This window comes from Streptomyces sp. NPDC028308 (assembly GCF_055565855.1).
This window is the reverse complement of the sequence record NZ_JBVHTO010000011.1, coordinates 231889-255911: the sequence shown is the minus strand read 5'-3', so window position 1 is coordinate 255911 and position 24023 is coordinate 231889. Positions and strand designations below refer to the sequence as shown.

19 protein-coding genes and 1 pseudogene are annotated in these 24023 nt (G+C 73.2%); 12 read left to right on the top strand and 8 right to left on the bottom strand.

Annotated features, from left to right (window positions below; all coding sequences use genetic code 11):
• Window positions 1-130 precede the first annotated feature (130 nt).
• The 3 genes from ACZ4VA_RS26165 (at window position 131) to ACZ4VA_RS26155 (ending at window position 3548) form a co-directional block, all read left to right on the top strand.
• The gene (locus ACZ4VA_RS26165) at window positions 131-1483 is read left to right on the top strand and encodes a sensor histidine kinase (protein ID WP_468082638.1); all 1353 of its coding nucleotides are present in this window, start codon (window positions 131-133) and stop codon (window positions 1481-1483) included.
• Complete coding sequence (locus tag ACZ4VA_RS26160; protein ID WP_388904811.1) at window positions 1480-2238, top strand: response regulator; 759 nt, start codon at window positions 1480-1482, stop codon at window positions 2236-2238. The genes ACZ4VA_RS26165 and ACZ4VA_RS26160 overlap by 4 nt, the downstream gene beginning before the upstream one ends.
• A 107-nt stretch (window positions 2239-2345) precedes the next feature.
• Window positions 2346-3548 carry a cytochrome P450 gene (locus tag ACZ4VA_RS26155; RefSeq protein ID WP_355787996.1) on the top strand — a complete coding sequence of 401 codons (1203 nt, stop codon included), beginning with the start codon at window positions 2346-2348 and terminating at the stop codon, window positions 3546-3548.
• Window positions 3549-3747: 199 nt separating this feature from the next.
• Here the strand turns inward: ACZ4VA_RS26155 and ACZ4VA_RS26150 are convergent, their stop codons facing one another.
• Window positions 3748-5364 carry an ABC transporter permease gene (locus ACZ4VA_RS26150; RefSeq protein WP_468082635.1) on the bottom strand — a complete coding sequence of 539 codons (1617 nt, stop codon included), beginning with the start codon at window positions 5362-5364 and terminating at the stop codon, window positions 3748-3750.
• The gene (locus ACZ4VA_RS26145; RefSeq protein ID WP_389390084.1) at window positions 5361-6308 is read right to left on the bottom strand and encodes an ABC transporter ATP-binding protein; all 948 of its coding nucleotides are present in this window, start codon (window positions 6306-6308) and stop codon (window positions 5361-5363) included. Before ACZ4VA_RS26145 ends, ACZ4VA_RS26150 begins: the two co-directional genes overlap by 4 nt.
• 113 nt (window positions 6309-6421) lie before the next feature.
• Between ACZ4VA_RS26145 and ACZ4VA_RS26140 the strand changes: the two genes are divergently transcribed.
• Window positions 6422-6940, top strand: a complete 519-nt coding sequence (locus ACZ4VA_RS26140; RefSeq protein ID WP_355788006.1) for a GbsR/MarR family transcriptional regulator — start codon at window positions 6422-6424, stop codon at window positions 6938-6940.
• Between the two features lie 428 nt (window positions 6941-7368).
• Here ACZ4VA_RS26140 and ACZ4VA_RS26135 read toward each other — a convergent pair whose 3' ends face one another.
• The gene (locus ACZ4VA_RS26135) at window positions 7369-8208 is read right to left on the bottom strand and encodes a diacylglycerol kinase family protein (protein WP_468082631.1); all 840 of its coding nucleotides are present in this window, start codon (window positions 8206-8208) and stop codon (window positions 7369-7371) included.
• Between the two features lie 192 nt (window positions 8209-8400).
• Between ACZ4VA_RS26135 and ACZ4VA_RS26130 the strand changes: the two genes are divergently transcribed.
• Window positions 8401-9684, top strand: coding sequence for an adenylosuccinate synthase (locus ACZ4VA_RS26130; RefSeq protein WP_355793428.1), 1284 nt, complete (start codon window positions 8401-8403; stop codon window positions 9682-9684).
• Window positions 9685-9809: 125 nt separating this feature from the next.
• Window positions 9810-10100, top strand: coding sequence for a hypothetical protein (locus tag ACZ4VA_RS26125; protein ID WP_355793432.1), 291 nt, complete (start codon window positions 9810-9812; stop codon window positions 10098-10100).
• Window positions 10101-10118: 18 nt separating this feature from the next.
• Here the strand turns inward: ACZ4VA_RS26125 and ACZ4VA_RS26120 are convergent, their stop codons facing one another.
• The 4 genes from ACZ4VA_RS26120 to ACZ4VA_RS26105 form a co-directional block, all read right to left on the bottom strand.
• Complete coding sequence (locus tag ACZ4VA_RS26120) at window positions 10119-10769, bottom strand: hypothetical protein (RefSeq protein ID WP_355793430.1); 651 nt, start codon at window positions 10767-10769, stop codon at window positions 10119-10121.
• A gap of 222 nt (window positions 10770-10991) precedes the next feature.
• Window positions 10992-13469: a glycosyltransferase gene (locus ACZ4VA_RS26115; protein ID WP_388904810.1), complete on the bottom strand. Its 2478-nt coding sequence runs from the start codon at window positions 13467-13469 to the stop codon at window positions 10992-10994.
• A complete protein-coding gene (locus ACZ4VA_RS26110) occupies window positions 13466-14158 on the bottom strand; it encodes a GntR family transcriptional regulator (protein ID WP_355788578.1) in 693 nt (230 codons plus the stop codon). The genes ACZ4VA_RS26115 and ACZ4VA_RS26110 overlap by 4 nt, the downstream gene beginning before the upstream one ends.
• A gap of 147 nt (window positions 14159-14305) precedes the next feature.
• A complete protein-coding gene (locus tag ACZ4VA_RS26105; protein ID WP_355788574.1) occupies window positions 14306-15661 on the bottom strand; it encodes an aspartate aminotransferase family protein in 1356 nt (451 codons plus the stop codon).
• Between the two features lie 239 nt (window positions 15662-15900).
• Between ACZ4VA_RS26105 and ACZ4VA_RS26100 the strand changes: the two genes are divergently transcribed.
• The 3 genes and pseudogenes from ACZ4VA_RS26100 (at window position 15901) to ACZ4VA_RS26090 (ending at window position 21064) form a co-directional block, all read left to right on the top strand.
• Window positions 15901-17877: a serine/threonine-protein kinase gene (locus ACZ4VA_RS26100; protein WP_356238030.1), complete on the top strand. Its 1977-nt coding sequence runs from the start codon at window positions 15901-15903 to the stop codon at window positions 17875-17877.
• Between the two features lie 151 nt (window positions 17878-18028).
• Window positions 18029-19569: pseudogene (locus ACZ4VA_RS26095) on the top strand (substrate-binding domain-containing protein).
• A 94-nt stretch (window positions 19570-19663) separates the two neighbouring features.
• Window positions 19664-21064: a M20/M25/M40 family metallo-hydrolase gene (locus ACZ4VA_RS26090; protein WP_356238028.1), complete on the top strand. Its 1401-nt coding sequence runs from the start codon at window positions 19664-19666 to the stop codon at window positions 21062-21064.
• A 68-nt stretch (window positions 21065-21132) separates the two neighbouring features.
• On the opposite strand, the gene ACZ4VA_RS26085 is transcribed toward ACZ4VA_RS26090, so the two are convergent.
• Window positions 21133-21873, bottom strand: a complete 741-nt coding sequence (locus tag ACZ4VA_RS26085; RefSeq protein ID WP_468082627.1) for an SLATT domain-containing protein — start codon at window positions 21871-21873, stop codon at window positions 21133-21135.
• A 268-nt stretch (window positions 21874-22141) separates the two neighbouring features.
• Between ACZ4VA_RS26085 and ACZ4VA_RS26080 the strand changes: the two genes are divergently transcribed.
• The 3 genes from ACZ4VA_RS26080 to ACZ4VA_RS26070 all read left to right on the top strand — a co-directional run bounded on the left by ACZ4VA_RS26080 (window position 22142) and on the right by ACZ4VA_RS26070 (window position 23864).
• Window positions 22142-22489, top strand: a complete 348-nt coding sequence (locus ACZ4VA_RS26080; RefSeq protein WP_355784007.1) for a YbaB/EbfC family nucleoid-associated protein — start codon at window positions 22142-22144, stop codon at window positions 22487-22489.
• A gap of 123 nt (window positions 22490-22612) precedes the next feature.
• On the top strand, window positions 22613-23212 hold the full coding sequence (gene recR / locus ACZ4VA_RS26075) for a recombination mediator RecR (RefSeq protein ID WP_351419838.1): 600 nt from the start codon (window positions 22613-22615) through the stop codon (window positions 23210-23212).
• Window positions 23205-23864 (top strand): DUF5063 domain-containing protein, encoded by a 660-nt coding sequence (locus tag ACZ4VA_RS26070; RefSeq protein ID WP_355784003.1) that lies wholly within the window; start codon window positions 23205-23207, stop codon window positions 23862-23864. The genes recR and ACZ4VA_RS26070 overlap by 8 nt, the downstream gene beginning before the upstream one ends.
• Window positions 23865-24023: the final 159 nt, after the last annotated feature.

Sequence of the window (24023 nt, the reverse complement as noted above, 5' to 3'; positions counted from 1 at the left end):
GGCTCCGTACCGGCGACCAGGCACCCGCACCCTCCGCCGCCCGGTCCTTGCCGTAGTACCTGAGAAGGATCCGGGAGGACCCCTCTCACTGGGGACGACCGGGGCCCGCGCTCGCCCTACGGTTCTGTATGTGACCGAGACGACCCGGACGAAGACGATGCCGATACCGGTGGGCGGTGCCGACGACGGGCGCAGCCCCGAGTTCAGGCTGGCCATGGGTGCCCTGCGGAGGCTGCGCGAGGACCTCTTCCACGACGCCTTCGCCTACCGACCCCTGCCGCCGCTGCGCGGGGACGGTCCGCTGTCCCGCCGGCTCCCCGAGCGGGCCCGGCGGTACGCGGCCTGGACCCCGCACGCGCTGGTGACGGCGGCCGCGCTGCTGGTGCTGCTCATCTCCGCCACGTCCAGCGAGGGCGGCGGCGGTCTCACGGACCTGCTGACGGTGATCCTCTCGGTGACGCCGGTCCTGCTGACGCTGGTGAGGCCGGTCGGCGCCTTCTGGTTCTCCATGGCGGCCTCGCCGGTCGTCGCCATGTTCGGCACCGCGTGGTCGGACTGGCCCTGGGCGCCCGCCACCTTCGCCACCCACCTGGTCGTCCTCACGGTCGTCGCCGCCCGGACCCGTCCGCGCACGGCGGCCTGGATGTGGGCGCTGACGGCGGCGTACGGCTTCCTGATCGAGACGCTCCTGGGCGGCGGGCACTACGCGAGCAACAGCGTGCCGTTCCTGTTCGTGTCGGCGCTCGCCCTGCTGGTCGTCACGGTGGGGCAGGTGCGCCGGCAGGCGGAGCGGGAGGTGACCGCCCAGCAGACGGTCACCGCCCACGAACGGTCCCGGCGCACGCTCCTCGAGGAGCGCACCAACATCGCCCGCGAGCTGCACGACGTGGTCGCGCACCACATGTCGGTGGTCGCCATCCAGGCCGAGGCCGCCCCGTACCGCGTCGAGAACCCGCCCCCGGAGCTGGAGAAGGCCTTCGTCACGATCCGGGAGAACGCGGTCGCGGCGCTGACCGAGCTGCGCCGCGTCCTCGGCGTCGTACGGGCCGAGGACTACGAGGCGCCGGACGCCCCGCAGCCGACGCTCGCCGACCTCGACGCGCTCCTGGCGAACGTGCGCGAGGCGGGCCTGCCCGTCGACAAGGCGGTCACCGGCGCGGTGCGCGAACTGCCGCAGGGCGTCGAGCTGTCGGCGTACCGGATCGTGCAGGAGGCGCTCAGCAACACCCTGCGGCACGCGCCGGGCGCGACGGCCCGTGTCGAGATCGGCTACGTGCTCGGCGGACTCGGTCTGCGCGTCGTGAACGGCCCGGCCCCCGGGCCGTCCTTCGAGAAGTCCACGCACGGCGCGGGCCACGGCATCACCGGGATGCGCGAGCGCGTCTCGATGCTGAACGGCGAGATGACGGCGGGCGGCACGGCCGACGGCGGCTACGAGATCTCGGTCTTCCTCCCGGTGGCCCTCGCCGAGGAGTCCGCATGACGGGCGACACGGCCGGCAGGGACGGCGACACGTTGAACGGCACCCACGGCACCCACGGCACCCAAGCCCCCGGCGCCCAAGGCACCCCCGGCACCATCCGCGTACTGATCGCCGACGACCAGGTGATGGTGCGTGAGGGGTTCTCCGTGCTGCTCGGCGCCATGCCGGACATCGAGGTGGTCGGCGAGGCGGTCAACGGACGCGACGCCGTGCGGCGGGTGCGCGAACTCTCCCCGGACGTCGTCCTGATGGACATCCGCATGCCGGAACTGAACGGCATCGAGGCGACGCGGGAGATCGTCGCCGCGGACGGGGCGGCGAAGGTGCTGGTGCTGACCACCTTCGACCTGGACGAGTACGTGTACCAGGCGCTGCGGGCGGGAGCCTCCGGGTTCCTGCTGAAGGACGCCTCGGCCCGCCAACTGGCCGACGGGGTAAGGGTGGTGGCCTCGGGTGAGGCGTTGCTCGCCCCCTCGGTGACCAGGCGCCTGATCACGGAGTTCTCCAAGCTCTCGGAGGCGCCCCGCTTCCCCGCCGGGGCCCAGGCGGCGTACGGGGAGCTGACCGAGCGGGAGACGGAGGTCCTGGTCCTGATCGCGCAGGGCCTCTCCAACGCGGAGATCGCGAGCCGCCTGGTCGTCGCCGAGTCCACCATCAAGACCCACGTCAGCCGGATCCTCGTCAAGCTGGGGCTGCGCGACCGCACGCAGGCGGCCGTGTTCGCGTACGAGGCACGGCTGGTGCGGCCGGCCTGAGGCGCCGGACGGGTCCCCGAGCCGGGTCCGGAGGCGGACGCGGGGCGCGGCCCGCCACGGGGCGACACCCCTGGTCAGCCAGGGGTGTGGCGGGCTAGCGTCCGGACATGACTGCCTTCGACCCCTGGGACCCGGCGTTCGTCGCCGACCCCTACCCCGCGTATGCCGAGCTGCGTGCCCAGGGCCGCGTGCACTTCTACGAGCCGACCGGCCAGTGGCTGGTGCCGCACCACGCGGACGTCTCGGCGCTGCTGCGGGACCGGCGCCTGGGCCGCACGTACCAGCACCGGTTCACGCACGAGGACTTCGGGCGCACGGCACCGCCCCCGGAGCACGAGCCGTTCCACGTCCTGAACGACCACGGCATGCTCGACCTGGAGCCCCCGGACCACACCCGGATCCGGCGGCTGGTGTCGAAGGCGTTCACCCCGCGCACGGTCGAGCAGCTGCGGCCGTACGTGCACCGGCTGGCGTCCGAGCTGGTCGCGGGCCTGGTGGCGGCGGGCGGCGGCGATCTGCTGAGCGACGTCGCCGAACCGCTGCCGGTGGCGGTGATCGCCGAGATGCTGGGCATCCCGGAGTCGGACCGGGCACCGCTGCGGCCCTGGTCGGCGGACATCTGCGGGATGTACGAGCTGAAGCCGTCCCCGGAGACGGCGCGGCGGGCGGTGCGGGCGTCCGTCGAGTTCACGGAGTACCTCCAGGAGCTGATCGCGCTCCGCCGCAAGGAGCCGGGCGACGACCTGGTCTCGGGGCTGATCGCGGCGCACGACGAGGGCGACCGGCTGACCGAGCAGGAGATGATCTCCACCTGCGTGCTGCTGCTGAACGCGGGACACGAGGCGACGGTCAACGCGACGGTGAACGGCTGGTGGGCGCTGTTCCGGCACCCGGACCAGTTGGCGGCCCTGCGCGCCGACCGGTCGCTCGTCCCGACGGCGGTGGAGGAGCTGATGCGCTACGACACCCCGCTCCAGCTCTTCGAGCGGTGGGTCCTGGACGACATCGAGATCGACGGCACGACGGTCCCGCGGGGTTCGGAGATCGCGATGCTGTTCGGTTCCGCCAACCACGACCCGGCCGTGTTCACCGAGCCGGAGAAGCTGGATCTGGCGCGGAAGGACAACCCCCACATCTCGTTCAGCGCGGGCATCCACTACTGCATCGGGGCGCCGCTGGCCCGGCTGGAACTGGGCGCCTCCTTGGACGCGCTGCTGGAGCAGGCACCCGGCCTGAGCCTGGCGTCCGAGCCGGAGCGCAAGCCGAACTTCGTGATCCGGGGGCTGGAGGGGCTGCGCGTCGAGGTCTGAGAGCCCGCCCCGTGGCGCCGCACCGATCCGGCGGCGGCACGGGCGGCTCCTCCAGAGCGGCTTACGACCCACCCTCCGCCGCGAGCCGCCCGCGCCCTCTCACCTTCAGCCGCGAGCCGCCCGCGATCCCTCACCCTGAGCCGCGAGCCGCCCGCGCCCCCTCACGCTGAGCCGCTGACAGCCGCTCACGGATCTCCCCTCAGCTGCTCATGTCCCGTCGCCTCAGCGCCGCCAGGCCCGCCGCGGTGAGGGTCGCCGCGATCCCGGTCAGGACGAACACCGGCGGCCACGCCATCGAGCCGCCCGGCAGCTTCGGCAGGTGGCCGAAGGGGGAGAGGTCCATGACGGACCGCGGCACGTCCAGCGCGGGTCCGATCCAGCCGAGGAGGAGGGCCGCGCCCGCGACCGCCCAGGCGGCCGGGGCAAGGCGCGGCGAGACACCGTGGAGGAGGACGGCGAGTCCGCCGACGACCCAGACCGCGGGCAGCTGGACCAGGCAGGCGCCGAGGACGGGGCCGGGCCCGTGGCCGTATCCGGCGGCGAGCCCGAGACCGCCGACGGCCATGAGCAGGGCGGACCCGCCGAAAGCGACGGCCAGGTGCCCGGCGGCCCAGCGCAGCCGCCCGACCGCGCCCGCGAGGACCGGCTCGGCCCGACCCGAGGTCTCCTCGGCGTGCAGGCGCAGCACGGACTGCACGACGTAGAGGGCGCCGACCATGCCGAGCAGGCCGGCCAGGGTGCCGAGGAAGGCGTCCGTGATCCCGGACTCACCGCCCATCCGCTCGATGATCTCCCGGGTCCTCTCGTTGTCGCCCACGAGACCGGCGGCGCCCTGGGTCATCGCGCCGAAGGCGGCTCCGGCGGCCAGGTAGCCGAGGCTCCAGCCCAGTAGGCCGCCCCGCTGGAGGCGCCAGGCCAGCGCGGCCGCCGATCCCAGGCGCCCGGTGGCGGGTCCGGGCCGGGTCGGCAGGAAGCTCATGCCGAGGTCGCGGCGGCCGGCCAGGACGTAGGCGGCGGTCCCCTGGAGGGCGACGGCGGCGGCGAGGAGCGCGAGCACCCACCACCGTTCGCCGGCGAAGGGGCGCAGGTTCTCCAGCCAGCCGAGCGGGGAGAGCCAGGCCGGTACCGACGAGCCGACCGCCGTGGCGGAGTCGCCGGACGCCCGCAGCACGAACGCCGTCCCGAGCAGGGCACCCGTCAGCCCCTTGGCGAGCCGGGCGCTCTCGGTGAACTGGGCGAGGACCGCCGCCGCCGTCGCGAAGACCATCCCGACGCCGGCGACGCCGAGGCCGAGGGCGAGGGCTCCGGCGGCACCACGGCCGGCGAGTCCGGCCGTGACGAGCAGCGCGAGGGCCGCGTTCGCCACGAGCGCCACCAGCAGCGACGCGGTCAGCGGGGCGCGCCGTCCGACCATCGCCGAGGAGATCAGCTCCTGACGTCCGCTCTCCTCCTCGTCGCGGGTGTGCCGTACGACGACGAGCAGGCTCATGACGGCGGCGAGGACGCCCGCGAAACCGCCGATGCGCCAGGCCGTGAGCGCGCCGAGCGAGTCGCCGTACACGGGCCCGTACATGGCGCGCAGGGAGCCGTTCGCCCGCACCTGGGCCACCACCCCGGCGCGGTCGGCGGCGGTGGCGTACACGCTCTCCAGGGCGCCCGGCACGGAGAGCACGGTCGTAGCGACGACGAGGACCCACAGGGGGATCATCAGCCGGTCCCGGCGCAGCGCGAACCGCAGGAGGGCGCCCGTCCCGGCCAGCGGGCGTGACCCGCCGGGGCGGGGGACCGCACGGGCGCCGGTGGTCAGGGCGGTCACCGCGTCACCGCCCGCCGCGCGTCCCGCGCCGGTACGTCGTCCTGGTAGTGCCGCAGGAACAGCTCCTCCAGGGTGGGCGGGGAGGACTTCAGCGACCGTACGCCCGAGGCGGTGAGCGCCCGCAGGACGGCGTCCAGCCTGTCGGTGTCGACCTGGAGCCGCACCCGGCCCCAGACGCCGTCAGGGCGGGTCCCCGCGGGCTCCACGGCCAGGTGGTGGACGCCCGGCAGGTCCGCAAGGCCGTCGGGCGGGCCGGCGAGCTCGGCGGTGACGCTGGTACGGGTCAGGTGGCGCAGTTCGGCGAGGGTGCCGCTCTCCACGGTGACGCCCTTGCGGATGATGCTGACCCGGTCGCACAGCTCCTCCACCTCGCTGAGGATGTGCGACGACAGCAGGACGGTGCGGCCGCGGTCCCGCTCCTCCTCGACGCACCGCTGGAAGACCTCCTCCATCAGCGGGTCGAGGCCGGAGGTGGGCTCGTCCAGGATCAGCAGGTCGACGTCCGAGGCGAACGCGGCGACGAGGGCGACCTTCTGGCGGTTGCCCTTGGAGTACGTACGTCCCTTCCTGGTCGGGTCCAGTTCGAACCGCTCGATCAGCTCGGCGCGGCGCGCGGGGTCGAGGCCGCCGCGCAGCCGCCCGTACAGGTCGATGACCTCACCGCCGGACAGGTTGCGCCAGAGGGTGACGTCGCCGGGCACGTACGCGACCCGGCGGTGCAGTTCCACGGCGTCCGACCAGGGGTCCCGGTCAAGCACCCGTGCCGTGCCCGAGTCGGCGCGCAGCAGGCCGAGCAGGACGCGGATGGCGGTGGACTTCCCGGCGCCGTTCGGGCCGAGGAAGCCGTGGACCTCGCCGGCCGCGACCTCCAGGTCGAGGCCGTCCAGCGCGCGCGTCGTCCCGAACGACTTGTGGAGCCCGGAGACGCTGATTGCCTTCGTCATGCTTCTGAACGTACGCTTCTTTCAGAAATTTGTGAACTTAAGGAATTGCGGAAAGCCTGGATAGACTCGGGGGTGGTACGCGAGCGGGGAAGACGACGGGAGATGGTCCAGGGATGACGGAATCGGGCGGAGCCGCACGCGTCGGTGAGGATCCCGGGCGCGACGAGGAGTCGGTCTCCGTGTTCGTCGAGGGCTTCGCGGCGCAGCTCGTCGAGGCGGGGATGCCGCGGATGCCGGCCCGGGTGTTCACCGCGTTGCTCGCCTCCGACTCCGGGGCGCTCACCTCGGTCCAGCTCGGTGAGGGGCTGCGGGTCAGTGCGGCCGCCGTGTCCGGGGCGGTGCGGTATCTCGCGCAGCAGCACCTGGTGTCCCGGGAGCGGGAGCCCGGGTCGCGGCGGGAGCGGTATCGCGTGCACAGCGACCAGTGGTACGAGGCGCTGACCAACCGGGACGCCGCGATCAAGCGGTGGCAGTCCGCTTTGCGGGACGGGGTGGAGCGGCTCGGGGCCGGTACGCCCGCGGGGCGGCGGCTGGCCGAGACTCTGGCGTTCTTCGAGTTCGTCGACGGGGAGTTGGCCGGGGTGATGGCGCGGTGGCGGGTTCATCGTGAGCGGCTCTTCGGCGACGCCTGACCCGACGCCTGCGGTCACCCGGCCCACCGGGTTGACTCACGCCGACGTGGCCGAACCGGCGTCCGGTCCCGCTCCGGCCCGCCGCTCTGGACCGCGCCCAGGGGGCGCCGACCTGCGGTCCGTTACGTCGGCCCGGTGCGCCTGCCTCCACCCGGTTCCGCCGGTCTCCGTACGCCGGTCCGGCAGCCTTTCCTCGCCCCCTCCGCCCCTACCCGTCCCGCCGCGGGGCTCCGCCCCGGACCCCGCTCCTCAAGCGCCGGAGGGGCTGAAAATCCCCCGTCGCGGAGAGGCCGACACCCTCGGGGCGCCGGCTTTCCGTCCCGACACGGGGCTCCGCCCCGGACCCCGCTCCTCAAGCGCCGGAGGGGCTGGATTTTGCCCCGCTCCTCGAACGCCGGAGGGGCTGAAGTGTGCCCCGGGGTGATCTGTCAGTTCGGGAGGGTCAGGCCCCAGGCGGATTCTCGGACCGTCCAGGTTCGGGTGCGGACCGGGCCGGTGATCACCGAGTCCGCCCGGTAGCGGAAGTCCGCGCCCGAGACGGTCACGCGGCGGCCCACCGCCCGCAGGGGGGAGGCCTCCGCGCCCAGGGACAGGCGCCGCACCTCCACCTCGGCGCTGCCGCCCGCGCAGGGCGTCACCGAGACCGCCTCCACGGGCTGGTCGAGGTCGACGAGGGTCACGCCGTCGACCTCGATCCGCAGGCGGCTGGGGCCGGGGCCGGTCACGGCCGCCGGCCGGGAGGGGCGGGTGGCCAGCGTGCGGACCAGGGACTGGCAGGTCCGCAGCCAGGCATGGGCGGGGGAGTCGTCGGCGGCGGAGCCGACGGTCAGCGGCAGGGAGGGGATCCGCAGCCCGCCGACCACCACACCGTCGCTGTCGTCCACCAGCAGATCGAGGCGCCGCACGGCGCCCTCCAGCACGCAGCGGGCCGCCGCCACCGCGCCCGTCGGCACACCCAGGGCGCGGGCGAGCGAGAGCGCGCCGCCCACGGGCACCAAGGAGAGCGCGCACGCCGTGAGCTCGCGCTGCCGGTGGAGGAGGGAGACGGCACGCAGCAGCGCCCGGTCGTCGCCGATCACCACTGGCCGCCGGGAACCCCTTCGGGCCAGTGCCCGGGCGAATTCCTCGGGCCCGTCAGGGAGGCACACCTTGGTGGCCGCACCCGCGCTGAGCACGTCTTTCGCGATCCGTACCGACTCCCCGTCGCCGCGACGGGCGACCGGGTCGATGACCACCAGGAGCTGGTCGGAAGCCGCCACCTCGGTCATGCCTCGCTTCCTCGGGTAGCATCTTGGTGCAAGAGCCCCTTGCGCTATTGCGCCAGGGGCTTCGTCTATTCCGGGGCATCCGGTCCGACGGTCGCGGCCAAAGGTGGTCGCCGGCGCACGCAGCCGTACAGCAAAGACAGCAGCGTACGTCCCCGACCTTGGACATGCCCCGCCCGGAAGGGGTGTACGCCTGTGCCCGCACTTGTGCTGCTCGGTGCTCAGTGGGGTGACGAAGGCAAGGGAAAGGCCACCGACCTGCTCGGTGGTTCCGTGGACTACGTGGTGCGATACCAGGGCGGCAACAACGCCGGCCATACGGTAGTCGTGGGCGATCAGAAGTACGCCCTCCACCTCCTCCCTTCCGGAATCCTCACGCCTGAGTGCACGCCGGTGATCGGCAACGGAGTCGTCGTCGACCCCTCGGTCCTGTTCTCCGAGCTGAACGGGCTCAACGAGCGCGGCGTCGACACCTCCAAGCTCCTGATCAGCGGCAACGCGCACATCATCACGCCGTACAACGTCACGGTCGACAAGGTCACCGAGCGCTTCCTCGGCAAGCGCAAGATCGGTACCACCGGCCGCGGTATCGGCCCGACGTACGCGGACAAGATCAACCGCGTCGGCATCCGCATCCAGGACCTGTACGACGAGTCGATCCTGACGCAGAAGGTCGAAGCGGCCCTCGAGGTCAAGAACCAGCTGCTCACCAAGCTCTACAACCGGCGTGCCATCGAGGCCGGCCAGGTCGTCGAGGAGCTGCTCGGCTACGCGGACCGGCTCAAGCCGTACGTCGCGGACACCGTCCTGGTCCTGAACCAGGCCCTGGAGCAGGACAAGGTCGTGCTCTTCGAGGGCGGCCAGGGCACGCTCCTGGACATCGACCACGGCACGTACCCCTTCGTGACGTCCAGCAACCCGACCGCCGGTGGTGCCTGCACCGGCGCGGGTGTCGGGCCCACGAAGATCAGCCGGGTCATCGGCATCCTCAAGGCGTACACCACGCGCGTCGGTTCGGGCCCGTTCCCGACCGAGCTGTTCGACGAGGACGGCGAGGCGCTGCGCCGCATCGGCGGCGAGCGCGGTGTCACCACCGGCCGTGACCGGCGCTGCGGCTGGTTCGACGCGGTCATCGCCCGGTACGCGACGCGGGTGAACGGTCTGACGGACTTCTTCCTCACCAAGCTGGACGTGCTGACCGGCTGGGAGGAGATCCCGGTCTGCGTGGCGTACGAGATCGACGGCAAGCGCGTCGAGGAACTCCCGTACTCGCAGACGGACTTCCACCACGCGAAGCCCGTCTACGAGACCCTGCCCGGCTGGTCGGAGGACATCACGAAGGCCAAGTCCTTCGCCGACCTGCCCAAGAACGCCCAGGCGTATGTGAAGGCGCTGGAGGAGATGTCCGGCGCACCGATCTCCGCGATCGGCGTCGGCCCCGGCAGGGACGAGACGATCGAGATCAACTCGTTCATCTAGCCGGTCCCGGGACCACGGAAAGGGCGCCCCGCGGGGCGCCCTTTCTGCTGGGGCGAAGGGGACGAAGCGGGCATACGCTGAAGGTGTAGGAGTGCGTGCGTCCCAGCCAGGAGAAGGTGAGTGCGATGCGCGTCATGCTCAAAGCCACGATGGACACCGACAAGGCCAACGAGGCCCTGACGAGCGGCAAGATGCCGCAGCTCATCAAGGAGACGATGGAGCACCTGAGGCCCGAGGCCGCGTACTTCGGCCCCGAGGGCGGCCGCCGGACGTGCTACCTCGTCTTCGACATGTCGGACAGCTCCGAGCTGCCCCCCGTGGGCGAACCGTTCTTCACCCAGCTCAACGCCAAGGTCGAGGTCTTCCCCATCATGAACGCGGACGACCTCCAGAAGGGCCTCTCCCAGCTCCGCTGACCAGCGCCGGGAGCCCTCTCAGCTGAAGATGATCATCGATCCCTGGGCGAGGCTGCGCGTGGCGGCCGCGTGCAGGCCCAGCCAGACGTGCCGTTCACGGGCGAAGGGGCTCGCGTCGTAGGGGGCGGGCGCGGCCGGTTCCTCCAACTCCGTGGGCGCGTGCGGCGGTTCCGGTGCCACGGGCGGATTGCCCGGGTCGATGCCGATCGACGGTCCGACGAACTCCAGCTCCCGCAGCAGGCCGTGGGCCGAGCCGAGGGGCCCGCCGCCGGCCAGGAGCTCGTCGCTGGAGAGCGGGTACGCGAAGTCGACCGGGACATAGGCGCCCGCGTGGTCGTAGTGCCACACGAGGTGCGACTGCTGGGCGTTGGTCTCGAACATCTCCAGGAGCTGCTCGTAGTCGCCGCCCAGTTCGTCCACCGGGGTCACCGCGAGACCGCACATCTGCAGCAGGTACGCCCGCCGCAGGAAGTGCAGCGCGTCGTAGTCGAAGCCCGCGACCGGGGCGACCTCACCGGTCAGTCCGGGCATGTACGCGTAGACCGGGACCGGTGGGAGTCCGGCTTCGCCCAGCACCTTGTCGTAGAGCGCGAGCTCCTCGGCGAAGGGGTTGTCGGGGGTGTGGCACAACACGTCGACGAGCGGGACCAGCCACAGGTCACAGGCCAACAGACGACTCCTCTGGTTCGTTGCGCGGCAGCGGTACGACGATGGTCAGGGAAGCGTAATGCGCGCGGCGCCCGCCGGTGACTCCCGGTGCGCAACTCCGGCCCATATCCGTCCCCGGGGCGGCACCGAGGGCTGCCCGTCCACGGCCCCGCCCGGGGGCTGTGCCCCCACACCCCCGATCGCCCACCGGACCGGCCCTCAAACCCCGGCGGCCGGACGCCGCTACGACGGGCTGTACCTTCCGGAGCCGTCCAGGTCCCAGACCCAGGCCCCGCCGGTGAACGTGCCCGGGTGCCCGACCAGCTCGTCCACCGCCTGCCGCAGCGCGTCCTGGTGGACCTGCGGGCCGAGCACCAGCACCCCCGCCTTCCAGTACGCGAAGTCGTAACGCGCCTGCGCCCGCCAGTTCTCGCCGATCTCCGGGACGGCGCCCGTGTTGGCGATCTCGCGCAGCAGGTTGGACGTGTAGCGGGGCGCGGCGCCGTAGATGCCGACCCGCTCCTCGCCGAACGGGCCGTTGAAGTAGCCGCCGGGCAGCCGGAAACCGAGGTCCGCGGTCGTCTGCCAGTGCAGCGCGTCCGCGTTGACGGGGTCCGGCAGCGGCACCGGCACCAGGGACTCGCCCTGGCCGACGTACGGCTTCCAGGTCCCGTCCGCGACGAAGGCGGGGACGTCCGCCCGGTCCACGGACTTCAGCGGCGCCGGGACCAGGGGGAGCAGCGCGGCGGCGACGGCCACCATCCCCAGGTACTGGGTGACGAGGGCGCGGGTGCGGACGAGCCTGTCGAAGGCGAGCGCCACCAGCATGCCCAGGGCGGGCGCGCAGACCATCGCCACCCGTCCCTCGATGACCGACTCGAACAGCGGCTTGCCCGCCAGCGCCGCCCAGGGGCCGGGCAGCACCACGTCCGTCAGCGGGATGCGGAACTCGGGGCCGAGGGACAGTGCCGCGGCCGCGAGCACGGTGAACGCGAGCGCCTTGACGAGCGCCCGGTCCCACAGCCGTACGACGATCGCGAAGGCGAGCGCGGCCAGCGGCCAGCCGTAGAAGGCGTTCTGCTCGGTGGGGTTCAGGGACAGCGCGCCCGCGGTCTCCGCGTTCCCCGCCACCAGCGAGCGCTCCGCGAAGGACAGCAGCGCGAGCGGGCTGTTGCCCGCGTTGTCGCCGTGCAGCACGCTCTTGTAGCTCTGCGGTCCGGCGAACTGCCAGTACAGGGGGAAGGCGACCAGCGGCAGGCAGACGGCCGCCGCGATCCCGAGGCCGCGGAGCAGCGGGCGCCAGGACGCCTTGGCGACGTCCCGGCGGACGGCCGCGTAGGCGAGCGCGAACAGGGCCATCCCCATCGAGGCGAGCAGCAGCGGCTCCTCGCCCAGGAAGATCTGGTAGGCCGCCATCAGCCCGAGGACCACGCCGTCGCGGACCACCCGGGTGCCGGCGCACAGCCGGAGGGCGCGGTCGATGATCAGCGGGATCATCAGCAGGATCACGAAGTTCGGGTGCGCGTTGGCGTGGCTCACCATCGGGGGCGCGAAGGCGGCGAGCGCGGCGCCGAGGAAGGCCGCGCCCCGCTGCCGTACGACCCGCTTGACGATCAGCCAGTACCAGGCGGCGGCGGTGGCGGCGAGGCCCAGCGTCATCACCAGGTTGAGGGAGACGGCGGGGCCGAGGAGCAGGGTGACCGGGGTGAAGGGGACCGACAGGCCCAGCATGACCGTGTTGGCCATCAGGTTCACGCCGTCAGGGAAGCCCTGGAGGGTCGTGAACAGGGGGTTGTGCAGATGGCGGACGTTGTCGGCGGTGACCGCGAAGAACCACTCCCACTGGTTCTGGTCCTGGAGCGAGTCGACGAGGTAGCGGTCGTCGGGGTTCGTCCAGCGGCCGGAGTACAGGGCCACCGACATGAGGAGGAAGAGGGCCGCGGCCAGCACGTCCGCCGGGCCGATCAGGCGCAGTTTGAGGAGGGACAGTTCGGCGAGGACCCGGCCGTAGTCCAGGGGCCGTACCTTCGAGCCGGACTGGTGCGCCCAGCGCACCGGGACCTCGGCGACCGCCCAGCCGGAGCGGCGGAAGTGCTGGAGTATCTCGACGTCTATGCCCCAGCCGTTGAGCCGGGAGGCGGCGAACGCCTCGCGGGCGCGGTCGCCGTCGAAGAGCTTGAAGCCGCACTGGGTGTCGCGTATGCCGGGCACCGCGACCCTGCGTATCAGGAAGTTGCCGGCGCGGCCGAGGAACTCGCGCAGCCGGTGCTGGTGCGTCTCTATCGTCGCGCCGGCCGTCGCCCGGGAGCCGATCGCCGCGGCCCGGCCGTCGGCGAGCGCCTTGTCGAGGTGCTCCAGCTCCTCGATCGGGGCCGCCAGGTCGGCGTCGGTGACCAGCACGCGCCGGCCGCGCGAGGCGGCGACACCGAGGCGCAGCGCGTGGCCCTTGCCGCGGTTGCTGGGGCTCGCGACGAACCGGACCCGGGGGTCGCGGGCCGTCACCGCCGCGACGACGTCCGCGGTCGCGTCCGTGGAACCGTCGTCGACGACGATCAGCTCCCAGTCCCCGAACCGGCCGTCGTCCTCGCCGAGGTGGGCGACGATGGCGTCGAGCGTCGGGCCGAGCCGCCGCTCCTCGTTGTAGGCGGGCACGACGACCGTGAGTTCCACGTCCTTGGCCGGCCGGTCCTCGACGACGTCCGTGTACTGCGGCGCGCTCATCCGGCGGCCAGCCGTTCGACGAGGGCGAGGGAGTGCGCGTTGTACGCGGCGACGATCGCGTGCGCCTCCCCGGGCTCGCGCCGCGCCAGCGCGTCCACGAGATCGGTGTGCCCCGACCACAGGTGCCCCTTGAGGTCGGTCAACCGCCGCAGATGCTGCACCGTGCACACCCAGGACTGGACGCGCATGCGGTGCAGGAAGTCGGCGAGGTAGGGGTTGCCGAACAGTCCGCTCAGCTCGCGCCAGAAGCGCAGGTCGTAGCCGATGAGGACGTTCAGGTCGCCGGCGACGGCGGCGCGGGCGGCCTCCTCGCCCCGGCGGCGCACCCCGGCGAGCGCGGCGAGGGCGCGCGGCTTGTCGGCGTCCTTCATGGAGCCGCCGGCCAGGCTGCGGAAGATGCCGTCCGTGATCATGCTCCGGGCCTCGATCATGCCCCGGTAGTCGTCCAGGGAGTACTCGTGGACCCGGAAGCCGCGGTGCTGGACGGAGTCCAGGAGGCCCTGTGCCGACAGGTCGACTAGGGCCTCGCGGACCGGGGTCGCGGAGACGCCGTACTGCTCGGCGATCTCCTTCACCGTGAACTCCTGCCCCGCCTGGAGCCGGCCGGCCAGCACCTCGTCACGGAGGGCGTCCGCGATCTGCTGCCGCAGGGTGCTACGGGTTACGGCGCCGCCGCCGGTGCCGGGCATGGTGTCTGGCTCCCCCATCGCGTACGGGTACGTGGTCGTCGCTCATGTGTGTCTACGAGCACGTCACCTTACGCGGTGGGGTCGCTGAGCCAGGAGAGTCCGTGCGGACGTCCGCGTCCCGGCGTCCGGGGCGGCGTCCGCCGGTCGTCACACGGTGTGTTCGTCCGCCACGGACAGTGCCTCGTCCAGCGCGGCGAGGCCCTCCTTGGCCTCCGCCTCGCTGATGTTGCACGGCGGCACGACGTGCGTGCGGTTCATGTTGACGAAGGGCCACAGGCCGTGGGCCTTGGCCGCCGCCGCGAACGCCGCCATCGGCGCGTTGGCCTCGCCGCTCGCGTTGTAGGGGACCAGCGGCTCCCGGGTCTCCCGGTTCCGCACGAGTTCCAGGGCCCAGAACATGCCGGTGCCGCGCACCTCGCCGATGCTCGGGTGGCGCTCGGCCAGCTCGCGCAGCGCGGGCCCGATGACGCTCTCGCCGGTCCGGGCCGCCTGTCCGACGACGTCCTCCTCCTCCATCACGTTGATGGTGGCGACGGCGGCGGCGCAGGCCAGCGGGTGTCCGGAGTAGGTGAGGCCGCCGGGGTAGGGCCGCCGGGCGAAGGTCTCCGCGATGGCCCCCGAGATGGCGACGCCGCCCAGCGGCACGTATCCGGAGTTCACGCCCTTGGCGAAGGTCAGCAGGTCCGGCGTCACGTCGTAGTGGTCGGCGGCGAACCACCTGCCGGTGCGCCCGAACCCGGCCATGACCTCGTCCAGGACGAAGACGATGCCGTACCGGTCGCAGATCTCGCGGACGCCGGCGAGGTAGCCGGGCGGCGGGGTCATGATGCCCGCGGTGCCCGGGACGGTCTCCAGGACGACGGCCGCGACGGTCGCCGGGCCCTCGAAGGCGATCGTGTCCTCCAGGTGCTGGAGCGCGCGCTCGCACTCCTGCCGCTCGCTGTCGGAGTGGAAGGGGGAGCGGTAGAGGAACGGCGCCCAGAAGTGGACGACGCCCGCGGCGCCGATGTCGTTCGGCCAGCGGCGCGGGTCGCCGGTGAGGTTGATCGCGGTGGAGGTGGCGCCGTGGTACGAGCGGTAGGCCGACAGCACCTTGGGGCGGCCGGTGTGCAGCCGGGCCATGCGCGTGGCGTTCTCGACGGCCTCGGCCCCGCCGTTGGTGAAGAAGATCTTGTCCAGGTCGCCGGGGGTCCGCTCGGCTATGAGCCGCGCCGCCTCCGAGCGGGCCTCGACGGCGAAGGCGGGCGCGAAGGTGGACAGGGTCGCGGCCTGTTCCTGGATCGCGGCGACGACCTTGGGGTGCTGGTAGCCGATGTTGGTGAAGACGAGCCCGCTGGTGAAGTCCAGATACCGCTTGCCGTCGTAGTCCCAGAAGTACGACCCCTCCGCGCCGGCGACGGCGAGCGGGTCGATGAGCTCCTGCGCGGACCAGGAGTGGAAGACGTGCGCACGGTCCGCGGCCTTCACGGCGGCGCCGGCCTGGGGGTTGGGCTGAGGGGTCATGCCGCGAGGGTAGATGTCCCGGACACGGACGCGACATCGGCGTCCTGTCTGCGGACGGGGGCTTTCCGCGACAGGTTGTCGGCCCCCGCCGCGCCCCCTCGCCCGGCGGAGGGGCGCCGCCCGGCCCTGGTCCGCCGCCCTCCGCTGTTACGGAACCGTAGACGCCGCCTCGCCCCTGACCCCGTACCCGCGCATTATCCTCGGGCTGTTGCTCACGTACGGGGGAAGGCGGCGCGGCGATGGAGAAGCTGGGGGCTGGGGAGCCGCAGCGGATCGGGGGCTACCGGCTGCTCGCGCGGCTCGGGGCAGGCGGGATGGGCCAGGTGTATCTCGCCCGGTCGGGCCGGGGCCGCACGGTCGCCGTGAAGCTCGTACGCCAGGAGCTCGCGGAGCAGGAGGAGTTCCGGGCCCGCTTCCGGCAGGAGGTGCAGGCGGCCGGACGCGTCGGCGGGTACTGGACGGCGCCGGTGCTGGACGCGGACACCGAGGCGGCCATCCCGTGGGTGGCCACCGGCTATGTCGCGGGGCCCACGCTGCAGACCGTCGTGGGGCAGGACCACGGCCCGCTCCCCGAGCGGTCCGTGCGCATCCTCGCCGCCGGACTCGCACACGCCCTCCAGGACATCCATGCCGCCGGGCTGATCCACCGGGACCTCAAGCCGTCGAACGTGCTGGTCACGATCGACGGGCCGCGGGTCATCGACTTCGGGATCGCCCGGGCCCTGGAGACCGTCACCGACGGCGGCCTCACCAGGACCGGCGCGCTCGTCGGGTCCCCCGGGTTCATGGCGCCGGAGCAGGTCCGCGGCGACCGGATCACCCCGGCGTGCGACGTCTTCTGCCTCGGGTCCGTCCTCGCGTACGCCGCGACGGGAGCCCAGCCCTTCGGCAGCACCGACAGCGGGGTGCACGCGCTGATGTTCCGCATCGCGCAGGAGGAGCCCGACCTCTCCGGTGTGCCGGAGGCCCTGTCGGAGCTCGTACGGGACTGCCTGCGCAAGGACCCCGCGGCCCGGCCGACCCTCGACCGGATCCTGGAGCGGACGGGGGCGGAGGACACCGTCTCCGACGGACGGGCCCGCGACCCGTGGCTGCCGGGTGCGTTGGTGGCCCAACTCGGCCGTCACGCCGTGCAGTTGCTCGACACGGAGAACCCGGACGAGCCCGGCGGCGCGGCGGGTCAGCCCCCGGCCGCCCTGCCCGCCCTGCCCGCGGGCACCGCGGGGGCGCCGGACGGCTCCGGCGCGCGGGACCCCCGCGCCACCCCGGCCCCCGGCTCCGCCGACCCCGTCCAGCGCCCCGCGCCCGAGGTGCCCCCCGAGCACGCCGCCGTCCCCGAGGCGCCGGGCGGTCCCACCCCGCCCCCGCCGGGCGGTCCGGCCCCGCTGGACCACCTGCCGACGATGGTCTCCGGGCCCGGCATCGCGCCCCCGCCGTCCGCCCCGCCCGGGTACGGCTATCCCCAGCAGCACCCGCAGCCCTCCGCGTACGGGTATCCGCAGAACGGCTGGGGCGCCGGACCGCCCGCCGGGTACGCCCAGGGCTCCACCCCGCCGTACGGTCCGGGCGCGGCCCCCGCGTACGGGCCCGGCGCGACCCCGCCGTACGGTCCCGGAGCCGCGCCGCGGGCGCCGGAGCCCGAGCGCCGCAGCGGGCGTTCCACGGCGGCGCTCGTCGCGGTCGCCCTGGTGGTGGCGCTCGGCGCGGGGGGTTCCGTGTACGCGCTGATGAAGGGCGGCACCGACGACGACGGCAAGGCGCCGACGCCGACGACCGGCGCCCCGACGACTCCCGGCCCGGACCCCACGCGGTCGCCGGACCCCGTGTCGGAGTCGCCGACCACCAAGGCGCCGAAGGACGGCGGGATCCCGGAGAAGTACCTCGGCACCTGGAACGGCAGCATCGACAACGCCACGGGCCACAACACCCGGCGGCTGGTGATCCAGCAGGGCAAGGCGGGCGACACCGTCCTGTCGCTCACCGCGGACGGCCCGGCCGGCAGCGGCACCTACCACTGCGTGTTCCGGGCCGACCTGGCCGAGACCCCGACCGACGGCGGTCCCCTGAAGATCGGCCCGTCCGAGGTCGTCGTCGGCGAACCGGCGTCCTCGTGCTCGCCCGGCGGCAGCTCCGAGGTCACCCTCCTGCCGGACGGGCGGCTGCGCCGGGTGATCACCGACTCGGGCCAGGAACTGACGTACACGAAGGGCGGCTGACCCCGGCCGGCACACCCCTCGGGCGGTCACCTGTCCGGCGGGGCGAACCGGCGGCGAACTTCATCTGCCGTACCCCGGCCGTTCCCCGTTTGGGCCGTACCGTGTCCGCACCGCGCGGCTCGGGGTCCGCGCGGCCCGGGGGAGTGGCCAGGTGGAGTGGCTGAGCGCGGAGAACGTGGTGGCGGTGGCGACCGCCGTGGTGGGCATCGCCGCGTCGGCCGGGATGGTCTGGTACGAGCGCCGGGTGCCGCGGCGCAAACGGATCGGCTACCGCGTCCAGATGGACAACCCGATCGGCGACGACGTGCGTTCGGGGATCGCGAACGTACGGCTCGGGCTGTTCGACGAGACGCCGGGGATGGCAGACGCGACGCTCGTGCTGCTGCGGATCGAGAACGACGGCTCCCGGAGCATCGCCGACGACGACTACACCGGCCGTGAAAGGCACGGGCTCACCGCGGTGTTCACCGGCCGCACCATCCGGGGCGTCTCGGTGACCCAGCCGCCGGGCACCGAGCACCTGATGGGCCACTTCAGCCCGGCCGCCGGCCTGAGCTACGAGGACGGCACCCTGCGCATCCCGCGCGTCCCGCTCAACCGGGGCGAGCACTTCAAGCTGCTGGTGCTGCTGTCGGGCGGCGACGTCGGATGCCCGATACGGCTCATCGGCGGCATCCGGGACGGCGTGGTGAGCCCCAACCGCAGTACGACGCCGGACGACAAGCCGCCGCTGTTCAGCCGTCCCGCCCGGCTGATCACCGTCCTGCTCACGGTGTGCGTGGTGACGCTCGCGGCGATCGTCGTCGTCCGGGACGACACCCCGCCCCCGATCGGCTGCGCGCGGGGCACCCTGACGGTGACCGGTTCGACCGCGTTCGCGCCGGTGATGCGTGAGCTGGCCGGCAAGTACGAGAAGGACTGCGCGGGTTCGCAGATCACGGTGGACGCGCACGGCAGTACGGCCGGGGTGCGGGAGCTGGAGGCCGCGGGTGCCGCGTCCGAGGGCGGCTCCCCGGCCGTGGTCGCCCTCTCCGACGGGCGCAAGCCGGGCGGACTTCCCCAACTGCGGGAGAGCCGCGTCGCGGTGTCCGTGTTCACGCTCGTCGTCCACGAGGACATCCCCATCAAGAGCCTGTCCCGCGCCAACGTGCGCCGGGTCTACCGCGGGGACATCAGGAACTGGAAGCAGCTCGGCGGCCCGGACCGGCCGGTCGTCCTGGTCAGCCGCGACGCCAACTCCGGTACCCGGCAGGTGTTCCAGCGGCGGGTGCTGGGGCGCGGCGAGATCGCCAACTCCTCGCTCGACTGCGTCCACAAGGACGACGCCTCGGCCCCGGTGGTGCGCTGCGAACTGGACTCCACCGAGCAGGTGTTGAGTACGGTCGCCCGGCAGCCCGGCAGCCCGGCGCGATCGGCTACAGCGAGCTGAACCTCGCCACCGGCTTCGACGGACTGCACCGGCTCGCCCTCGACGGCCACGACCCGTCCGTGGAGGAACTGGAGCACGGGATCGGCGACTACCCGTACCGCGAGATCGAGTACGCCTACATCTACGGCCGTCCGCCCGCCGACTCCCTGACCTCCAGTTTCCTGGACTACATCAGCCGCGGCGGCGGCCAGGACGTCATCCGCACGCACGGTCATCTGCCGTGCGGGACGCCGGTGGGGCTGCGGATCTGCGGCCAGGACTGACCCGGCCGGTCCGCGCCCTTGCCCGCCGCTTGTCGCGTACACGACTCTGGCAGGGTCCCGTTCCACTCGCCGCGCGCCAGTACCGGGAGGCACCATGCGGCCCAGCAGGAGATCGGTCCTGACCGCGACGGCGGCCGGCGCGGGGGCGACGGCGCTGGGGGCGCCGGAGACCGCGGCCGGCACCGGGTACGGCGCCCGCCCGCCCGCGACCGCCCAGCCGCCCTCCCGCGAACTGCGCGCGCTGCTGCGGGAGATCGACCGCGACCGCGTCGAGGCGACGGTCCGCACCCTGGTCTCCTTCGGCACCCGGCACACCCTCTCCGTGCAGGACGACCCGGTGCGCGGCATCGGCGCCGCCCGCGACTGGCTGCTGGCCGAACTGCGGTCGTACGCGGCCGTGTCGGGCGGCCGGATGACCGTGGAACTCCAGTCGTACGTCCAGGAGCCGGCGAGCCGCATCCCGACGGCCACCCGCATCACGAACGTGGTGGCGACGCTGCGCGGCTCGGTCACGCCGGAGCGGATCTACGTCGTGTCGGGGCACTACGACTCCCGCGTCACCGACGTCATGGACGCCACCTCGGACGCTCCCGGCGCCGACGACGACGCCTCGGGGGTCGCGGTCGTCCTCGAACTGGCCCGGGTGATGGCACGGCGCCGGCCGGCCGCGACGATCGTCTTCGCGGCGGTCGCCGGGGAGGAGCAGGGCCTGTACGGCGCCACGCACATGGCGGAGCGGTTCAGGTCGGCCGGCGCGGACGTGCAGGGCATGTTCACCGACGACATCGTCGGCAGCTCCACGGCGGACGACGGCACCCGTGACCCGTACACGGTCCGGCTGTTCGCGGAGGGCGTCCCGAGCTCGGAGACCCCGGAACAGGCCGCGGTCCGCCGCTCGGTGGGCGGCGAGAACGACTCACCGGCCCGGCAGCTGGCCCGCTTCGTGCGGGACACGGCCGACAACGACGCGACCGGCATGCACGTCCGCGTCGTCCACCGGCGCGACCGCTACCGCCGGGGCGGCGACCACATCCCCTTCCTGGAGCGCGCGTACCCGGCCGCCCGCTTCACGGAGCCGGCCGAGGACTTCGCCCACCAGCACCAGGACGTGCGCGTCGGCGAGGACGGCACGCGGTACGGGGACCTGCCGGAGTTCTGCGACTTCGGGTTCGTCGCCCGGGTCGCGAAGGTGAACGCGGCGGCGCTGTGGACCCTCGCCCAGGCCCCGGGCACCCCGCGCGGGGGCCGGATCGCGACCGCCGCCCTCACCAACACGACCACGCTGTCCTGGACCCGGGGCACGGAGCCCGACCTCGCGGGCTACGAGATCGTCTGGCGCGAGACCACGGCGCCCGAGTGGACCCACGTGATCGAGGTGGGCGACGTGACCTCGCACGAGGTCGGCCTGTCCAAGGACAACGTCTTCTTCGGCGTCCGCGCGGTGAACCGGGCCGGGCTCAGGAGCCCGGTGGCCTTCCCGGACCCGGCGCCGTAGCCGACGGCAACCGGGCGGGCAGGGCGTCCCCGCGGCTCCGGGCGGCACCGAGCCGGGCGGGCAGGGCGTCACCGCGGCTCCGGCGGGCGCTGGCGGGGCATGTTCGGGCGGGCGCCCGGCGGCAGCGGGAACCGGCTCGGCGGCGTCCCGTCCACCCGGGGCGCCCCCACCACGGACGTCTGCATCCCCAGCGGCGCCGAACCCGTCCGGAACTCCACCATCCAGTCCGCCGTCTCCGCCCGCACCAGCTCGGTCACGTCCTCGCAGAACCGGCGCAGCACCCCGAGGCACCGGTCGGCGGCGTCCCCGGCCGTCCCCTCGGCCGGGCCCAGCACCTCGCGCACGCTCGCGGACGCCCAGTCGAACTGGAGCACCTGGAGCCTGCGCTGCACGGCCTGCGCGGTGGCCACGTCCCTTATCCACCCCGAGGTCACCCCGAAGAACCGGTCGCCGGCCACGCACGCCACCGCGAGCAGCAGCGCCAGGCACCCCCAGGAGGCGACCCCGGCCACCACCCCGGTGAGGTCGAGCAGCGGCAGCGCCGCACCGGTGACGGCCCCCGCCGCCGCGCCGGACCGCAGCGCCCGCGCCCCGCGCCGCTTCCACACGCGGTCCGCGAGATACCAGGACGCCGTGTCCAGCGCGCCCTGCTCCACCCAGCGGTACAGCTCGTGCAGGCGCTCGGCGGGCTCTCCCCAGTCGCCCAGCGGAAACGGCCGTCCGGTGAAGTCGCCCGGCCGGGGACCCGCGGCGCCCTCGCCACGGTCGTCCCGGGGCGGCCCCTCGGGCTGCATCTCCGGCTGGCTCACCCGGCACTCCCTACTCATGACGTTGCGTGACGGCTGCTCGACGCCTGTGACGGCTGGTGCTGGAGCGCCGCCCCCTTTCCTACCGCCCAATGGGTGGCGATGGCCCGGGTTTCAGCGCTTTTCCGCCCGGAAGTGGGCCTTGATCAGGTATAGGCTTCCGGGTCGCCTCACTCGAAAGAGTGCTTGGGCGGCCGACCCCCCGACCACGTAGGCTCGTGCTGGACGGGAAACCCCCGCCCATACAGCCGTACGAAACCAGGAGCTGATCGTGATTCCCGGTGGTGGCCAGCCCAATATGCAGCAGCTGCTCCAGCAGGCCCAGAAGATGCAGCAGGACCTCGCGACCGCGCAGGAGGAACTGGCGCGCACCGAGGTCGAAGGCCAGGCGGGCGGCGGTCTGGTGAAGGCGACGGTGACGGGCTCCGGCGAGCTCAAGGCCCTGAAGATCGACCCGAAGGCCGTGGACCCCGAGGACACCGACACCCTCGCGGACCTGGTCGTCGCGGCCGTCCAGGCGGCCAACGAGAACGCGCAGACGCTCCAGCAGCAGAAGCTCGGCCCGCTCGCCCAGGGTCTCGGTGGCGGCGGCAGCGGCATCCCCGGTCTGCCCTTCTGACGCGGGGCGGGGCCGGAGCCGCCGGTTCGGGGCCCGGCCCGCCTTTCGGAGACCGGCGGCGGCCAACTACCGTACGTACCAGGACACTGATGCGTACCGACGAAGCACAGGAGAGGCAGTCCGTTGTACGAAGGCGTGGTCCAGGACCTCATCGACGAGCTCGGGCGGCTGCCCGGCGTCGGTCCCAAGAGCGCGCAGCGGATCGCCTTCCACATCCTCCAGGCCGAGCCGACGGACGTCCGCCGGCTCGCGCAGTGCCTCATGGAGGTCAAGGCCAAGGTCCGCTTCTGCGCCACCTGCGGCAACGTCGCGCAGGAGGAGCTGTGCAACATCTGCCGCGACCCGCGCCGCGACCTGACGGTCATCTGCGTGGTCGAGGAGCCGAAGGACGTCGTCGCGATCGAGCGCACGCGTGAGTTCCGGGGCAAGTACCACGTCCTCGGCGGCGCGATCAGCCCGATCGAGGGCGTCGGCCCGGACGACCTGCGGATAAGGGAGCTGCTGGCCAGGCTGGCCGACGGCACGGTCACCGAGCTGATCCTGGCCACGGACCCGAACCTGGAGGGCGAGGCCACGGCCACGTATCTCGCCCGCATGATCAAGCCCATGGGCCTCAAGGTCACCCGCCTGGCCAGCGGCCTCCCGGTGGGTGGCGACCTGGAATACGCGGACGAGGTCACGCTCGGCCGCGCCTTCGAGGGGAGACGACTCCTAGATGTCTGACGCCACGCTGCACGCGACGACACCCGATCCCGGCGACTTCGCGGTCCAGATCGCGGACCAGATCGAGAGCTTCCTCGTCGCCGTGACCGAGGTCGCCAAGGGCGACGAGCCGGACTCGGCCGTGCCCTTCCTGCTGCTCGAGGTCTCCCAGCTGCTGCTGGCCGGCGGCCGCCTCGGCGCCCACGAGGACATCCTCCCCGACGAGCGCTACGAGCCGGACATGGGCCCGGAGCCGGACGTGGACGACCTGCGCCTGCGCCTCGCCGCCATGCTCGACCCGGTCGACGTCTACTCCGAGGTCTTCGACCCGTACGAGCCCCGCAAGGCCCCGGTCCCGGCGCGCATCTCCGACGACCTGGCCGACGTGATGGCCGACCTGCGGCACGGCATGGCCCACTACCGCGCCGGCCGCACCACCGAGGCGCTCTGGTGGTGGCAGTTCTCCTACTTCTCCAACTGGGGCTCCACCGCGTCGGCGACGCTGCGCGCGCTGCAGTCGCTGGTCGCCCACGTGCGGCTGAACCAGCCCCTGCAGGAGCTGGACGGGCTCGACACCGACCAGGACCTCAGCGAGGACGCGCTCGCCGAGGAGGCGGGCCGGGTCATGGCCGAGGAGATCGCGGGACCGCTGGGGCTGCGCGAGGTCAAGTGACGTCCCGGGCCGGGGCGCCTACCAGGCGCTCACGGCCCGCACCGGCCGCTCTGTGACACGGCGCACTTTCCGAGTGACCCGCCCGGCTTCGGGCAGGTGCCGTCCTGGAGCGGCCGGGACCCCGGTCCGGTGATCATGTGGTGAGCGGGACATCTCACC

Excerpts from the sequence above, each read along its gene's own strand:
- ACZ4VA_RS26160 (WP_388904811.1), top strand. The coding sequence starts at position 1,480 with ATGACGGGCGACACGGCCGGCAGGGACGGCGACACGTTGAACGGCACC.
- ACZ4VA_RS26105 (WP_355788574.1), bottom strand. The coding sequence starts at position 15,661 with ATGACCCCTCAGCCCAACCCCCAGGCCGGCGCCGCCGTGAAGGCCGCG.
- ACZ4VA_RS26135 (WP_468082631.1), bottom strand. The coding sequence starts at position 8,208 with ATGACCGAGGTGGCGGCTTCCGACCAGCTCCTGGTGGTCATCGACCCG.
- ACZ4VA_RS26090 (WP_356238028.1), top strand. The coding sequence starts at position 19,664 with ATGCGGCCCAGCAGGAGATCGGTCCTGACCGCGACGGCGGCCGGCGCG.
- ACZ4VA_RS26110 (WP_355788578.1), bottom strand. The coding sequence starts at position 14,158 with ATGCCCGGCACCGGCGGCGGCGCCGTAACCCGTAGCACCCTGCGGCAG.
- ACZ4VA_RS26155 (WP_355787996.1), top strand. The coding sequence starts at position 2,346 with ATGACTGCCTTCGACCCCTGGGACCCGGCGTTCGTCGCCGACCCCTAC.
- ACZ4VA_RS26070 (WP_355784003.1), top strand. The coding sequence starts at position 23,205 with ATGTCTGACGCCACGCTGCACGCGACGACACCCGATCCCGGCGACTTC.
- ACZ4VA_RS26125 (WP_355793432.1), top strand. The coding sequence starts at position 9,810 with ATGCGCGTCATGCTCAAAGCCACGATGGACACCGACAAGGCCAACGAG.
- ACZ4VA_RS26140 (WP_355788006.1), top strand. The coding sequence starts at position 6,422 with ATGACGGAATCGGGCGGAGCCGCACGCGTCGGTGAGGATCCCGGGCGC.
- ACZ4VA_RS26100 (WP_356238030.1), top strand. The coding sequence starts at position 15,901 with ATGGAGAAGCTGGGGGCTGGGGAGCCGCAGCGGATCGGGGGCTACCGG.
- ACZ4VA_RS26115 (WP_388904810.1), bottom strand. The coding sequence starts at position 13,469 with ATGAGCGCGCCGCAGTACACGGACGTCGTCGAGGACCGGCCGGCCAAG.
- ACZ4VA_RS26145 (WP_389390084.1), bottom strand. The coding sequence starts at position 6,308 with ATGACGAAGGCAATCAGCGTCTCCGGGCTCCACAAGTCGTTCGGGACG.